Annotated in this window: 17 protein-coding genes; 7 read left to right on the plus strand and 10 right to left on the minus strand. The window is 73.3% G+C overall.

Annotated features, from left to right (window positions below):
* Positions 1-9 precede the first annotated feature (9 nt).
* The 4 genes from ABFJ78_RS10100 to ABFJ78_RS10115 all read right to left on the minus strand — a co-directional run bounded on the left by ABFJ78_RS10100 (position 10) and on the right by ABFJ78_RS10115 (position 3,293).
* Positions 10-309, minus strand: coding sequence for a hypothetical protein (locus tag ABFJ78_RS10100; RefSeq protein WP_436385625.1), 300 nt, complete (start codon positions 307-309; stop codon positions 10-12).
* The gene (locus tag ABFJ78_RS10105) at positions 306-779 is read right to left on the minus strand and encodes a hypothetical protein (protein ID WP_436385626.1); all 474 of its coding nucleotides are present in this window, start codon (positions 777-779) and stop codon (positions 306-308) included. The genes ABFJ78_RS10100 and ABFJ78_RS10105 overlap by 4 nt, the downstream gene beginning before the upstream one ends.
* 36 nt (positions 780-815) lie before the next feature.
* Positions 816-1,133, minus strand: coding sequence for a hypothetical protein (locus ABFJ78_RS10110; protein WP_436385627.1), 318 nt, complete (start codon positions 1,131-1,133; stop codon positions 816-818).
* 147 nt (positions 1,134-1,280) lie between these two features.
* Positions 1,281-3,293, minus strand: a complete 2,013-nt coding sequence (locus ABFJ78_RS10115; RefSeq protein WP_436385628.1) for an MGH1-like glycoside hydrolase domain-containing protein — start codon at positions 3,291-3,293, stop codon at positions 1,281-1,283.
* 186 nt (positions 3,294-3,479) lie between these two features.
* Here ABFJ78_RS10115 and ABFJ78_RS10120 point away from each other — a divergent pair, with 186 nt between their 5' ends.
* The gene (locus tag ABFJ78_RS10120; protein ID WP_436385629.1) at positions 3,480-4,508 is read left to right on the plus strand and encodes a potassium channel family protein; all 1,029 of its coding nucleotides are present in this window, start codon (positions 3,480-3,482) and stop codon (positions 4,506-4,508) included.
* 99 nt (positions 4,509-4,607) lie between these two features.
* Entirely contained in the window at positions 4,608-5,024 is a 417-nt protein-coding gene (locus tag ABFJ78_RS10125; protein ID WP_436385630.1) for a hypothetical protein, read from the plus strand.
* A gap of 75 nt (positions 5,025-5,099) precedes the next feature.
* Here the strand turns inward: ABFJ78_RS10125 and ABFJ78_RS10130 are convergent, their stop codons facing one another.
* Positions 5,100-5,954: a LysR family transcriptional regulator gene (locus ABFJ78_RS10130; RefSeq protein ID WP_436385631.1), complete on the minus strand. Its 855-nt coding sequence runs from the start codon at positions 5,952-5,954 to the stop codon at positions 5,100-5,102.
* Positions 5,955-6,035: 81 nt separating this feature from the next.
* On the opposite strand from ABFJ78_RS10130, the gene ABFJ78_RS10135 reads away from it, so the two are divergent.
* Complete coding sequence (locus ABFJ78_RS10135) at positions 6,036-6,983, plus strand: 4,5-dihydroxyphthalate decarboxylase (protein ID WP_436385632.1); 948 nt, start codon at positions 6,036-6,038, stop codon at positions 6,981-6,983.
* A 35-nt stretch (positions 6,984-7,018) separates the two neighbouring features.
* Positions 7,019-7,444 carry a pyridoxamine 5'-phosphate oxidase family protein gene (locus ABFJ78_RS10140; protein ID WP_436385633.1) on the plus strand — a complete coding sequence of 142 codons (426 nt, stop codon included), beginning with the start codon at positions 7,019-7,021 and terminating at the stop codon, positions 7,442-7,444.
* Positions 7,445-7,527: 83 nt separating this feature from the next.
* On the opposite strand, the gene ABFJ78_RS10145 is transcribed toward ABFJ78_RS10140, so the two are convergent.
* The gene (locus tag ABFJ78_RS10145; RefSeq protein WP_372666270.1) at positions 7,528-7,659 is read right to left on the minus strand and encodes a hypothetical protein; all 132 of its coding nucleotides are present in this window, start codon (positions 7,657-7,659) and stop codon (positions 7,528-7,530) included.
* A 101-nt stretch (positions 7,660-7,760) separates the two neighbouring features.
* Here ABFJ78_RS10145 and ABFJ78_RS10150 point away from each other — a divergent pair, with 101 nt between their 5' ends.
* On the plus strand, positions 7,761-8,363 hold the full coding sequence (locus ABFJ78_RS10150) for a hypothetical protein (RefSeq protein ID WP_436385634.1): 603 nt from the start codon (positions 7,761-7,763) through the stop codon (positions 8,361-8,363).
* Here the strand turns inward: ABFJ78_RS10150 and ABFJ78_RS10155 are convergent.
* The 4 genes from ABFJ78_RS10155 to ABFJ78_RS10170 form a co-directional block, all read right to left on the minus strand.
* The gene (locus tag ABFJ78_RS10155; protein WP_436385635.1) at positions 8,342-8,698 is read right to left on the minus strand and encodes an STAS domain-containing protein; all 357 of its coding nucleotides are present in this window, start codon (positions 8,696-8,698) and stop codon (positions 8,342-8,344) included. The genes ABFJ78_RS10150 and ABFJ78_RS10155 overlap by 22 nt on opposite strands.
* Positions 8,695-9,918, minus strand: a complete 1,224-nt coding sequence (locus ABFJ78_RS10160; protein ID WP_436385636.1) for a PP2C family protein-serine/threonine phosphatase — start codon at positions 9,916-9,918, stop codon at positions 8,695-8,697. The genes ABFJ78_RS10155 and ABFJ78_RS10160 overlap by 4 nt, the downstream gene beginning before the upstream one ends.
* Positions 9,918-10,718: an alpha/beta fold hydrolase gene (locus ABFJ78_RS10165; RefSeq protein WP_436385637.1), complete on the minus strand. Its 801-nt coding sequence runs from the start codon at positions 10,716-10,718 to the stop codon at positions 9,918-9,920. The genes ABFJ78_RS10160 and ABFJ78_RS10165 overlap by 1 nt, the downstream gene beginning before the upstream one ends.
* A 76-nt stretch (positions 10,719-10,794) precedes the next feature.
* Entirely contained in the window at positions 10,795-11,568 is a 774-nt protein-coding gene (locus ABFJ78_RS10170) for an alpha/beta fold hydrolase (protein WP_436385638.1), read from the minus strand.
* A 64-nt stretch (positions 11,569-11,632) separates the two neighbouring features.
* Here ABFJ78_RS10170 and ABFJ78_RS10175 point away from each other — a divergent pair, with 64 nt between their 5' ends.
* Together ABFJ78_RS10175 and ABFJ78_RS10180 are read left to right on the plus strand one after the other, a co-directional pair.
* The gene (locus ABFJ78_RS10175) at positions 11,633-12,460 is read left to right on the plus strand and encodes a helix-turn-helix domain-containing protein (RefSeq protein WP_436385639.1); all 828 of its coding nucleotides are present in this window, start codon (positions 11,633-11,635) and stop codon (positions 12,458-12,460) included.
* A 253-nt stretch (positions 12,461-12,713) separates the two neighbouring features.
* On the plus strand, positions 12,714-13,805 hold the full coding sequence (locus ABFJ78_RS10180) for an alpha-lytic protease prodomain-containing protein (RefSeq protein ID WP_436385640.1): 1,092 nt from the start codon (positions 12,714-12,716) through the stop codon (positions 13,803-13,805).

The raw sequence follows: 13,805 nt of genomic DNA on the forward strand, positions 1-13,805 counted from the left end.
TTCGCCGGTTCAGGTCCGGAACTCCGCCGCCGGCGTGACGAGCCCGCCCAAGCCGAGCCGCGTGAACTTGCCCTCCACCGCCGCCGACGCGGTGACGATCACCCGGCACCCCGCCCCGTGCAGGTGCGGGATGAGCGCCGCGACCGCTTCGGTGGTGAAGTGGTCGACCGCGGTCAAGTCGAGCAGCACCGTCGACGTCCCGGCCGTCGCGCCGGCCAGGGCTGCCGCGAGGTCCGCCGCCTCCGGCGCGCCCTGCGCGCGGACGGTCGCCGTCCCGTCGGCCGGTCCCGTGACCTCGATCGCGCTCATCGGGTGAAGCAACTCAGCGAGGGCAGGGTGGCCGCCGGGCTGCCGGACAGTTCGACGAGCCACACCAGCAGGTGGATCACGACGCCGACGACGTCGTCCGGCTCTCCGCGGGCCGCCAGCTCCAGCTGGATGTCGCGGCTCTCGTCGTCCTCGCCGAGGGCCGCGAGCAGGGCGCGCAGGGCGGCCAGCGGCCCCGGCGGCAGCCGGTCCACCTCGACCGGCCGGGCCTGCTCGTCGGTCACGGCCACGGTGAAGACCGACCCGGGGTCGGCCGGGTGGCGGGTGTGGATCACCGCCGCGCAGCGGCCGACCAGCTCCGCGACGATCTCGCCGGGGAACCGGGAGGAGCCGGCGCGGGTGAGCACCCCCAGTGCGTCGGCGACGTCGTCGTATGCCCCTGCCATGGCCGCGCCGACGAGCTCGGCGGTGAACTGCCGGACCGGCGCGCCGGCGTCTCGGTTCTCCGTCATCCCGGCCAGGTACCCGGCCGGTCCGGTCCTAACCGGTCAGTGCGGCTCCGGCAGCGCGAAGAGCGGGTGCTGGGCGGGATCGTCCGGTTCGCCGCCGAGGCGCAGGCACTTGCGGCAGGTCACCGGCCCGTCGGTCGGGGTGATCTCGCCCGCCGCGCCGAGCCCGGACCACCCTTGGTGGCAGGCGGGCGCGGGCAGGGTCAGCTCGTCGAGCCACGGCACCCAGGCGACGCGGTGCGCGACGCCGGACCGGCCGATCCGCAGCCGCATCCCGGTGAAGAGGCGGTGCTGCGCGGCCGCGAACCGCGCGGGGTCGACGCGCGTGACCGGGAACAGCGGGATGGGTTCGCTCACCGGTCCAGTATGCGGCGCCCGGCGACGTGTGCGCGGTGGCCGGCCGGTCGGGGGGCGTGCCGCCCGGCCACCGCGACGAACAACGAGAGGGGCTCCCCGGCCCGGCTGTGACGGCCGGGCCGGGAGTTCACCGGTTCGGGTGACGCGTCAGCCGGCGGCCAGCCAGTCGAGGTTGATCGAGCCGGTGTCCCCGGATGCGTAGGACAGCGTGACCACCGGGTCGCGGCCGCCGATCGGGACGTCGCCGAAGGTCACCGTGCCCCAGGCGTCCCAGCTGTCGGAGACCTTCGGGAAGCTCACCTGCCGCAGCCGCTGCCCGTCGACGGACAGCGTCATCGTGCGGGTGTCGCTGTTGGCATTGGCGTAGCGCACGGTGAGCGCGGTCGTCGCCGGGTCGCCCGACGCGCGGTGCAGGGTGAACGACGAAGCCGCGCCCTGCGCCCACAGCCCGTCGAGGAACGCCCGGCCGGAGTAGCCGGTGTGGTTGACGTTCGTCTTCACGCCGCCGGTGTTGAGCGCGTCCTCCGCCTCGAGGTGGCCCGGGGCCGGGCACCCGCCGACGGTGCCCGCGGTGTCGGCGCAGCGGTCGGCAGCGTCGGACACGCCGTCGCCGTCCCGGTCGCCGGCGGCCGCGCCGGTGAGCGTGATCGCGATGGTGTGCTCGCCGGTCAGCGTGGCCGGGACGGCGTTGCCGGGCGCGGGCCGGCCGTCGATCGTGAACGAGCCGACCTTGGTGCCCGCGCCGCGCAGCGCGATCGTCAGGGTGGCGGTGCGGTAGTGGAGGTTCCGGAGGGTGACGTCACCCCAGCCCGCCGGGAGGTCGGGTGAGAACACCAGGCCGCGGTCGGTGAACGTCAGGCCGAACAGGCCGGTGTGGATCATGTCGAGGAACGCCGTGGCCGACCAGGTCTGGTCGGGTTCGGAGCCCCAGTGGAACTTCACGGTGTCGCCGAGCCGCTGGTAGCCGCCGTCGACGACACCGGTGCCGCCGTTGTAGATCTCCCAGTACCCGCTGTTGCCGCCCGCCAGCTTGGCCAGCCGCGCCACTTCCGACGCGAAAGCGCTCTGGTTCCCTTGTCCGGCCAAGGCTTTCGCCCACAGGCCCTGGACCAGCGGCCAGACGATCGCGTTGTGCCGTCCCGGTTGCGCGTCCGAATAGCGCGCCCAGTTCGGGAACGTGTCGGGCATCCCCCACGTCATTTCCCGCGCGTTGGCGACGATCGACCGCGCCTGCGCCGGGTTCGCGACGCCGAAGAGCAGGGCGAAGGCCAGCCCGGTGCCTTCCTGGTAGGCGCCGCGGGAGCCGTCGGCGAGGAGCTGGTAGTCGTAGAGGCCGGTCTTCGCGTTCCAGAAGTGGTCGTTGATCGCGGCCTTCAGCGCGTTCGCCTTCGTCCGGTAGCCGGCGATCTCCGCGCCCGGGCGCCGGAGCTTTTCCGCCATGTTCGCGGCGTTGACGTAGGCGGCGTAGTAGACCTCGTTGGTGCTGAGGTACATCCCGCTCGCGACGCCCGGCCACGGCATGCTGCCGGTGCTGACCGACTCCGTCGCGTCGGCGGGCGGCGCGGGGTAACCGGCGATGCCGTCGTTGAAGAACGACGCGCCGGTGAACAGCCCGTACTTCGCGTCGAAGCCCGCCGTGGTGGCGTGTTCGCGGATGGCCAGCGTGTTCGCCGTCGCGCGGTAGGCGTTGCCGAGGAAGGCGGTGTCGCCGGTGACCAGGTAGTGGTGCCACGCCGCCGTCGCCCAGACGACCTGGTCCCACTGCTGGTCGTCCTGCTGCACGCGCAGGGCGCCGCCGGCGTCCTTGTCGACGACCGCCCACAGCGTGTTCCGGGCGAGCGCGGGGGAGAGCAGGCTCGTGGCGTTCCAGCTGTTGATCGACGCGTCGCGCGTCCACGGCTGGTCGTAGCCGCCGCCCGCGCGGACGATGCCGGTGGCCGGGTCGAGCAGGCCGCTCTTGTCGTACTTCGCGTCGTAGCCGATGGTGTTGGTGCGGAGCAGGTTGTCGAGCGCTTCTTGATAAGCGGTGCCGAACAGTGCCTGGCTGCCGGGGTTCGCGAACTCGAGGCTCGGTGGCGCCGCGGCGGCGGCCGCCGGGGTGGCGAGCAAGCCGCACGCGAGCACCGTCGCGAAGAGTGCCGAACGGACCCGTTTCCTCATGCGCGTACCTCTTCCGGCGGCGGGGGACCGCTGACAGTCCACCACGGGATGCGCGTTCTTCCCCGCCGGCCGCGGGAATCTGTCCGTTCTTGTCCGGCCGTCACGGTCCGGTAAACACCGTTGTGCCTGGTAGCGCCGTGTGATCAGGTTTCGGGACCGGTGACCCGAGTCCGGTGAGGAGGATCGGTGTCGTTCTTCCTCTCGCGGCTGCTCGCGCGCTGGGTGCTGACCCGGGGCTGGCTCCTGCCGGTCGTGGTCGTGGTGGTCGTGTTCGCGACGAGCTGGCCGCTGATGGCGCTCGCCGAGCCGGCCGGCAGCGAGCTGGTCCGGCCCGGCAACTACTGGTGGTACTTCGTCGTCACGACGACCACGGTCGGTTACGGCGACTACTCGCCCGAGACCGCCACCGGCCACGTCGTGGGCGCGTACGTCATCATCGGCGGCCTCGCCACGCTGACGACGGTGTTCACGAAGCTCGCGGGGCTGCTGGAGCAGGCGAAGGGACGGCGGATGCAGGGGACGGAGGCGGTGCGGCTGAGCGGGCACACGGTGCTGATCGGGTACGCGGTGGGGCGGACCGAGCGGATCGTGGCGCAGCTGCTGGCCGACGGCGTGAGCGGGCTGGTGCTCTGCGCGGAGGTGCCGGTGCACCCGATGCCGGGGCAGCCGGTGGAGTTCGTCCGCGGCGAGCCGACGGCCGCGGACGTCCTGGCCCGCGCGGGCGTCGCGCGCGCGGCCGCGGTCCTGGTCGACGTGGCCGACGACAACGAGGCGCTGGCGGTCGCGGTAACGGTCGACCACGCCAGCCCCGCGGCGCACGTGGTCGTCACGCTGCGCGACCTCGAGCGGGCCGAGCTGGTGCGGTACGTGGACCGCCGCATCCGCTGTGTCCAGTGGCACACGCCGCGGATGGTGACGGAGGAGCTGACGTCCCCGGGGATCGCGGAGGTGTACGCGGAGCTGATGACGGCGGGCGGCGCCGACACGTTCTCGGTGACGCTCCCGGAGTCCCTCGGCCGGCTGCGAGCCTCCCGCTGCCACCTGGCCCTGGGGCGCGCGTACGGGGCGACGGTGCTGGCGGCCCGCACCGGCGAAGGCCTGGTGGTGAACCCGCCGTGGGACGCGGAGCTGGCGGCCGGGGCGGTGCTGTACTACGTCGGCCCCCGCCGCTTGACGGGCACTGAGGTGGAGATCGCACTGCGCGATCCTGCGTGATCGGTCGCTTTGTCCGGTTTTTTGGGCCCGGAAGGTGGCCGCGCCGCCCCGCGGGTTGCATACTGCGACCATGGCGCGAGGGAAAGCGGAGGTCGCGCGGTGAGTCCCCGGGAGGGGCCGGCCCGCCCGAAGTTCGGCAGGATCGACCCGTACTGCCTGATGGCGGTGCTGCCGGTGCTGCTGGTGGCCGGCATCATCGGGTCGCTGGTCAACGTGGCACTGGGGCTGGGCTGCGCGGTGTTCGCGGGCTTGATCGTGCTGTTCGATTCGTGGGCGAACCGGCCGTCGCGGGTCCCGGAAGAGGAGCGCTCGCGGGCGCCACGCCCGGCGGAGGCGCGGCCTCAGCCGCGGCGGGCGGGGCCACCACCGGCGCCGCGGACGCAGGCAGCGCGGACACCGGCACCGCGTGGCCAGGTACCGCGGGGACAGGCGCCGCGGGCGCAACCGCCGCGTGGGCAGGTGCCGCGGCCGCAGGCGCCGCGGGCGCAGGCGCCGGGTGGAGCGCCTTACCGCTGAGCGGCACCGACTGCCGCCGGGACGCCGGGACGTCGAGCGGGCGCCCGCCTGCGCGCGGAGCCTTGAATCCGGCGATCACCCTCGGTGGCCGGTGACGGCCACCTGGACGAAGCTGCGGACCAGCGGGCTGCGGCCGGTCTTCGGCCACGCCACCACGAGGTCGCTCGGCGGCCGGTCCGCCAGTGGCACGACGACGAGGCCGGCCGGCAGCGGCTGGTCGACCGGGGCGAGCGCCGCGGTTCCGTTCCACAGCACCGCCTGCAGGCATTCCTGGACGGTCCGCAGCACCGGCGCGCCCTCGCCGGGCGCGCCGCCGGTCCAGTACCCGGTCCACAGTGGATCGGTCCCGTCGGGCAGCCGGACCCACCGGCGGCCGGTCAGCTCGGCGGCCGGGATCGAGGGCCGGCGGGCGAGCGGGTCGTCGTCGCGCACCACCACCCCGACCGGCACCGAGCGCAGCACGTACGTGCCGATTCCCGTGGTGTCGAAGGGAGTTCGCGTCAGCGCGACGTCGACGAGGCCGCCGCGCAGGCCCGCCGACGGATCGCCGAGGCCGGCTTCGTGGACGCGGACGTCGACGTGCGGGTGGCGCTCCCGGAACAGCGGGACCAGCCGGGTGCCGACGTGCTCGGCCGCGTCGGCCAGGGTGCCGACGGTCAGGCTCGCCGCGCCCGCCGCGGCGGTGACCCGGCCGCGGATCCGGTCGGCCTGCTTGAGGAGCGCGTCGGCTTCGTCGTAGAGCGCGGTGCCGGCGGGCGTGAGGGTGACGCCCTTGGGGGTGCGCTCGAACAGGGCGGCGCCGAGCTCGTCCTCCAGCTGCCGGATGGCCCGGCTGAGCGGCGGCTGCGTCATGTGCAACCGGCTCGCGGCCCGGCCGACGTGCCGCTCGTCGGCGACCGCGACGAAGTACCGGAGCGCGCGCAGGTCCACCGCGACACGATACCTTCGCGGTATCGGGTGGACCGAGCCGGACTTGGACGCGCGGGGTGCCGGTGGCGAACGATTCCCGGTATGACACTGACGATCGGGTGCTACCGGTACGACACGACGCGGCCGCTGTTCGACCGGACGGACGTCACGGTGAAAACGGCCGGCACGCTGCCGGAGATCTTCGAGCGGACGGTCCGCGACCACGAGTTCGACGTCGCCGAGCTGGGCCTGACGTTCTACTTGCGGCTGCTCGAGTCCGGTCTTCCGTACGTGGCGCTGCCGATCTTCCCCAACCGGGTGTTCCGGCACTCGTGCGTCTTCGTGAACAAGCGCTCCGGGATCACCGGGCCGGGTGATCTCGTGGACCGGACGATCGGCGAGTTCGGCACGTACGGGCAGGACTCCGGCGTGTGGGCCAAGGGAATCCTGATGGACGAGCACGGCTTCGAGCCGGCGCGCAACCGGTGGGTGATCGGCGGGCTGGAGCGCCCGGCCGAGCCGTTCGGGTTCGTCCCGCACCCGCGCCCGCACGACGTTTCGGTGACGACGACCGACCGGGCGCTCGGAGACCTGCTGGCGACGGGCGGGATCGACGCGCTGTTCTCGGCGAACGTCCCACAGTGCGTGCTCGACGGCGCCCCGGACGTGGCCCGCCTGTTCCCGGACTACGAGCCGCTCGAGCGCGACTACCACCGGCGCACGGGGATCTTCCCGATCATGCACGCGGTGGTGATCCGCCGCGAGCTGCTGGATTCGGCGGGCGAGGTCTACCGGCTGTTCTCGGCGGCGGCGGAGTCGGCCGCGGACCGCTACCGGCGTGACCGCCGGCTGTACCAGGTGCCGACGATGGTGCCGTGGCTGAACGCGCTGGTCGAGCGCAACGAGGCCCAGTTCGGCCCGGAGTGGTGGCCGTACGGGATTTCAGCCAATCGTGTCGTTTTGGAGACGTACCTGCGGTACCACCACGAACAAGGCCTGTCCCCACGCCGGTATTCGGTGGACGAGGTCTTCGCGCTGCCGGAGACGTGAGTTTTCTGTCGGTGCTGCCGGGTAGCTTCCCGGATATGGCACTTTCGGCGGAAGAGCGCGAGAAGTTTTTGGCCGAGCCCCACATCGGGGCGTTGTCGGTGGTGGAGCGCCCGGACCGGGCCCCGCTGACGGTACCGCTGTGGTACCAGTACACCCCGGGTGGCGAGCTGTGGGTCCGGACCTCGCCGCGGTCGCGGAAGCTGAAGGCGATCGAGGCGGCGGGGCGGTTCAGCCTGCTGGCGCAGCGGAGCTCGCCGACGGTCCGGTACGTCTCGGTGGAGGGACCGGTACCGCGGATCGAGCCGGACACCCCCGCGCGGGCCCGGGAGATGGCGAGCCGGTACCTGCCGCCGGAGAAGGTGGACGAGTACCTGGAGTTCGAGCGGGACCAGGTCGGCGAGCACATCGTGGTGTTCCTGAGGCCGGAGCACTGGCTGTCGCTGGACATGGGCACGGTCTGAGTGTCCACTTCGGACTGCTCCGGAGTGGCGGACGACGCCCGCGGGTCCCCGGTGCGGCAGCGGTCCGCACCGGGGACACCGGCTCACTGGCAGGCTTCGCAGTCCGGGTCGTCGATGCGGCAGGCCGCGCCGTCTGTGAGGTCGAAGTCGAAGTCGTCGAGCACCGGGACCACCGGGGTGGTCGAGGCGTCGGCCGGCGTGGTCGTGGCGGACATGGCCCTCCTTGGGGGTTCGATCGGTTCCTACTCCTGTGTAGCGCCCAAGATCGACGCGCATTCCGTGACGCGGCGCACATCCGGTGTGCTAGCTTCCCGGCATGCGCCTCGCCTTCGCCCGGACGCTCGCGGTCATCGCATCCCTCCTCCTGCTTTCCCTGGTCACCCCGGCCGCGAACGCGTCGCCGGCGGCACCGTGCGAGTGCGCGACGCCGTCGATCGACCGGCTGCAGCAGTGGCTCGCCAGCGGTGAGGGCACCACCGTCCCGGCCACCGGGAGCCTTCTTGTCCGCGACGGCCACCGGTACTCGGCGAAGATCGACTTCCTGAACGCCGAATGGCACGTGGCCGTCGTGTGGCTGGGGAACCAGTTCGAGGCGCAGGCCGACCTCGCCCAGTCGGCCGGGTTCTGGCTGACCTACCGCGCGACCGACGACCTGTACGTCCAGCTGCGGCCGGCGTCGCACTGGAGCGGCGGGGACAAGTGGCTCACGCTGGTGCCCTCGACGCACGGCAAGCTCGTCACGAAGTTCTTCGGCTTCCAGCCGCGCGCGTGGACGTCACTGCCGGAACTGGGGACGCCGGCCTACTCGTTCGCGTCGGCGCTCACCGAAGCCCGCGGCCTGGTCTTCGTGGGCAAGACGCCGAACCGGCTCGAGTTCCGCGGCCTGCGCATCGACGGCTACCGGCCGCCCTGCCTCTGACGGACGGCCTCCTCGGCGGTCGGGTAGGTCGGGAAGAAGTCCGACAACCCGGTCAGCGCGAACGTCCTCGCGAGCCGGGCCGGCACGGCGACCAGGGCGATCGACGCCGCGGCCGCCTCGGCGGCGTTGCGCGCCGCGATCAACGCCGAGATCCCGCTGGAGTCGCAGAACGTCACCTCGGCCAGGTCGACGACCAGCAGCTGCCCGGCGGCCAGCACCAGTTCCCCGATCCGGGCGCGCAGCCGGGGCGCGGTGGCGACGTCGAGCTCGCCGCGGACGGTCAGGATCGGGCCCGTGTCCGCGGATTCGGTCGAGGTCGAGAACGGGCTCGTCATGGCTGATCGCCTCCGGGCAGGGGGATGCTGAACGCCAGCAGGGCGGTGTCGTCCTCGACGCCGTCGCCGAAGCCGGCCAGCAGGGCGGTGACCGCCTCGACCACCGCCGGGGCGGTCGTCGGGGCCAGGCCGGTCAGGTCGTCGCGAAGCCGTTCTTCGCTGTAGCGGGCGCGGCCGTTCGCGCGGGCTTCGGTCAGCCCGTCGGTGTAGAGCAGCAGCGTGTCACCGGGCGCCAGGCGGACGTCGGCCGAGACGAACCGCGCGGCGGGCAGGGCGCCGACCAGCTGACCGCCCGGCAGCGGCAGGAACCGCGCGGTCCCGGCGGCCGGGATCAGCAACGCCGGCGGGTGGCCGCCGCCGGCCAGGGTGACCGCGGCGTGGTCGCCGTCCGGCCGGATGCGGCCGTTGACCACCGTGCAGTAGCGCGGGTCGGTGCCGTGGAACTGCTGGTTGAGCACGGTGTTGAGGGTGCCGAGCGCGACGACCGGGTCCGGGTCGTGGACCGCGGCCGCCCGGAGCGTGTAGCGCGCCAGCGACGTCACCACCGCGGCCGGCGCACCCTTGCCCGAGACGTCGCCGAGGAAGAACCCCCAGGTGTCGCCGGTCACCGGGAACAGGTCGTAGAAGTCGCCGCCGACCTGGTCGGCCGACGCCGGGTGGTAGTAGGCCGCGACCTGCATGCCGGGCACCTCGGCCGGCGCCGGCGGCAGCAGCGTCTGCTGCAGCGTCCGCGCCAGCCGCTCGACGCGGTCGCGTTCCCGCTCGGCTTCGTCGCGCGCCCGCAGCAGTTCCTGCTCGTAGGCGCGCCGGTCGCGCGCGTCGAACACCGTCGTGCGGATGAGCTGGGCCTCCCCGTCGAGGCCGGTCTTGACCGTCGAGGTCACCAGCACCGGCAGGCGGTCGCCGGTCGCGGTCTTCAGCTCGAAGGCGACGCCGCCGAGCTCGCCCTGCATGCGCAGCAACGGCGCGAAGTGCGTCTCGTGGTACAGCCGGCCGCCGACGGTCAGCAGGTCGGAGAACCGCCGTCGGCCGACGATCTCTCCGCGCTCGTAGCCGAGCCAGCCCAGCAGGGTCGCGTTGATCTTCGCGATGGTGCCGTCCAGCAGCGTCGAGAGGTAGCCGCAGGGGGCGTTCTCGTAGAGGTCCTCCGCGCTGTCCTCCAGCAGCGCGGAAAACGCCGGGTCCGCGTCCTCCCGGCCGCCCGCGCCGGCCTCGCACATCACGGGCCGCTCGCGAACGCCGTGATCGCGGCTGCGGTGGCTTCGGGCGCGGACAGCTGCGGGCAGTGCCCGATCGCGTCGAGCGTCACCAGCCGGCTGCCGGCGATCCGGTCGTGGGTGAACTGCCCGACCTCGGGCGGCGCGATGGCGTCCTGCGCGCACTGCACGACCAGCGTCGGCACGGAGACCTTCGCCAGGTCGTCGCGGTTGTCGGAAAGGAAGGTGGCGCGCGCGAAGACCCGCGCGATCGCGGGATCGGTGCGGCAGAAGCTGTTCGTGAGCTCCTCGCCCAGCTCCGGGCGGTCCGGGTTGCCCATGATCACCGGCGCCATCGCCGCCGACCAGCCGAGGTAGTTCGACTCCAGCGCTTCCAGCAGCTCGTCGATGTCCTCGCGGCTGAAGCCGCCGCGGTAGCCGTCGTCGTCGATGTAGCAGGGCGACGGCGTGAGCAGCACGAGCTTGGCGAACCGCTTCGGCTCGCGGTTGGCGGCCAGCACGGCGATCATCGCGCTGACCGAGTGCCCGACGAGCACGACGTCGGTCAGGCCGAGTTCGCGGCACAGGGCGAGGATGTCGTCGGCGTAGCCGTCGAGGGTGCCGTAGCGCTCCGGGGTCCAGGCGGACAGGTCCGAGCGCCCGGCGCCGGTGTGGTCGAACAGCACGACGCGGTACCGCTCGGCGAGGGCGGGGACGACGAGGCGCCACAGGTTCTGGTCGCAGCCGAAGCCGTGGGCCAGCAGCACGACCGGCCCGTCTTCGCGCCCGGTCTCGACGACGTTGTTCCTGGTCCGCATGCTCACCGGCCACATCCTGCCACCCGTGCCGCGGCGGCGTGGGCCGAGCCGTGCGGTGTTTGAGTCCGGACCGAAGTGGGTATTACCGGCAGTTTGCTGTGAACGCCAGCAGCGCTTCGGCGGTCGCCGCCGGGTCTTCGAGGATCGGCGAATGGCCGGCACCGGGCAGGGACACGACCCGCGCGCCCGGCACGGCCCGGTAAGCCGCGAGGGACGTCGAAGGCCGCCAGCGCCGGTCGTCCTCGCCGAAGAGCACCAGCACCGGCGTGCCCAGCGCCGTCAGACGGTCCGGGACCGGTTGCCGCGCAAGGTATTCGACGGCTCCGCGCTGCGCCGCGGTGAACCCCGCGAAGGTCATCCCACGCACGTCCGCCACGAGCGACGCCGGAGCTTCGTGATCGGGACGGCCGAACGCGGAACTCATCGCCTCGCGGACCTGCTCGTCGGTCAGCCCCGCCCACTGTTCCGGGCCGAAGGCGGTCCGCGGCCCGATGTAGGTGTCCATGCTCGGCCCGGTGTCGACGAGCACGACCGCGGTGACCAGGCCGGGCCGCTCCTCGGCGAGGGCGGTCGCGACCAGCCCGCCGGTCGAGTGGCCGACGACGACGGCGCGCCCGATGCCGAGCCGGTCCAGCTCGGCCCCGGCCCGGCGGGCCTGCTCGGGAACGCCGTAGCCGGCGTCGGCCGGCTTGGCCGACCGGCCGTGCCCGAGCAGGTCGATCCGGACCACGCGGTGGCGCTCGGCGAGCAAGGGCAGCAGGGCGTCCCAGGACCGGACCGAAGAGGCGGATCCGTGGACGAGGAGGAGGACCGGGGCGTCGCGGGGGCCGTCGTCGGTCACGTGCAGGTTCGTCATGCGCCAAGCCTGGCCGCGCGCCAACCCGGGTGGCTTGGACGAATGTTCCGCGTAGCTTGGAGACGTGGCCGAGGCGCTGTGGGACGTCGCTCGTCCGTCCCGCCCCGGCCGCGTCGCCGGGGTGGCGATGGCCGGCTTCCGCGACCGCGGCCGCACCCCGGCCGGCCTCCGGCTGATCCCGCCCCCGGCCGTCACCCTGGCCGTGATCTTCGGTACCGGGACCGTCGCCGTGGCCGACGCCGCCGGACGACGGCAGTGGGGGAGCGTCGTCGCCGGCCTCGGCCTCGGCTTCGGCTCGACGCGTATCACCCACGCGACGGACTTCGCCTGCGTGCAGGTCCGCCTGCCTCCGGTGCTCGCCGGCACGGTCCTCGGCGTCCGCCCCGGCGAACTCGACGGCTTCGTGGCCCTGGAGGACCTGTGGGGCCGGGAGGCGGCCCGGCTCGGCGAGCGGCTGAGCGAGACGTCCTCGTGGGACGAGCGGTTCGCGCTGACCGACGCGCTGCTCGCCCGCCGCGGCGAGACCGGACCGGCGGCGGACCCGGAGGTCGCGTGGGCCTGGCACCGGATGGTCCGCACCCGCGGCCGGGTGCGCGTCGACCGGCTGGCCGCCGAGGTCGGCTGGAGCCGCAAGCGCCTGTGGTCCCGGTTCCAGGCGCAGGCCGGGCTGCCGCCCAAGCGCGCGGCGCGGCTCGTCCGCTTCGACCACGCCGTCCACCGCCTGGTCGCGGGCCAGGACGCGGCCCGCGTCGCCGCCGACGCCGGCTACGCCGACCAGTCCCACCTGCACCGGGAGGTCCGGGCGTTCACGGAGACCACGCCGGCGCTGGTGGCGGGCGAGCCCTTCCTGACGATCGACGACGTCGCCTGGCCTTCGCCGCCAAGGAGCTGAGCCGCCCGGTCCGTCGCAAGTGGACGGTCGGGTGGACCGCGGCGGGGGACTGGTCCGCCTTCGCTGCCCGGTTACTGTGCGGGCTCGGACGGGAGTCCGAAATGCCCGGTACCTATCTTTTGTCCTGTACGACGAAAGTCGGTACCGCGGGCCCTGCCACGGGAACACCCTCGGGCGCACCGGATCACCGGTCACCCCACCGACCGGCGCGGACATCCCTCGTGCCGGTTCCCCCGTGAAAGCGAGTACCGGCATGCGCACAAGACACCTGCTCGCCCGCACCGCCACCGCGCTGGTGGCCACCGCCGCGGTCGCCGGCTTCCTGACCAGCCCGGCCGGCGCGGTCACCATCGACGGCTATTCACCCGACGTCCAGCGCGACGCCGTCGCGTCCCTCGCCGCGGAAACCGGCGTCAGCGAGTCCGCCGCGGTCGCGCTCCTGCGGACGCAGGCGGCGAGCGTCGAGACGCTGCACCAGGTCACCGCCGCGCTCGGCGCCCGTGCTGCCGACGGCTACCTCGACGCCGCCGCGAAACCCGTGGTGAACGTGCTCGACCAGGCGGCCGCCGACCGGGTCACCGCGGCCGGCGCGCAGGCCCGGCTCGTCAAGCACTCGAGCGCGGCGCTTGCGGGCGCGCAGCACGCCCTGCAGGCATTGCCCGCGGTCGCGCACACCTCGATCGGGCTCGACCCGAAGACCAACCAGGTCGTGCTGACGGTCGCGGACGCGGCCAAGGGCACCGACGCCCTGCTGAACGCCGCGGCGTCGCTCGGCGACCGCGTCCGGGTCGAACGGGTCGCCGGCGAGATGCACACGGCGATCTACAACGGCGAGGCCATCACCGGCGGCGGCACCCGCTGCTCGGTCGGCTTCAACACCAACCGCGGCGGCCAGAACTACATCCTCGACGCCGGCCACTGCACGCGCGCGGTGTCGCAGTGGAACGTCGGCCCGTCGCAGGGGTCGAGCTTCCCGGGCAACGACTACGGCCTGATCCGCAACACCACCGGCAGCGCGCCGGGCGCGGTCACCCTGTGGAACGGCTCCACGCAGCGGATCAGCTCCGCCGGCACCGCGACGGTCGGCCAGCGGATCAGCAAGAGCGGCAGCACCACGCACCTGACGTCGGGCTCGGTCACGCGGACGAACGTGACCGTGAACTACGCCGAGGGCTCGGTGTCCCAGCTGATCCAGACCAACGCGCTGGTCAACCCGGGCGACTCGGGCGGCTGCCTGTTCGCCGGCAGCGTCGGCCTCGGCATCACGTCCGGCAAGGGCTCGGGGACGTCGTTCTTCCAGCCGGTCGGCGAGGCGATGAGCGCCTACGGCGTCAGCCTGAACTGA

The organism is Amycolatopsis sp. MEPSY49 (genome assembly GCF_051337345.1).
Lineage (GTDB): Bacteria > Actinomycetota > Actinomycetes > Mycobacteriales > Pseudonocardiaceae > Amycolatopsis.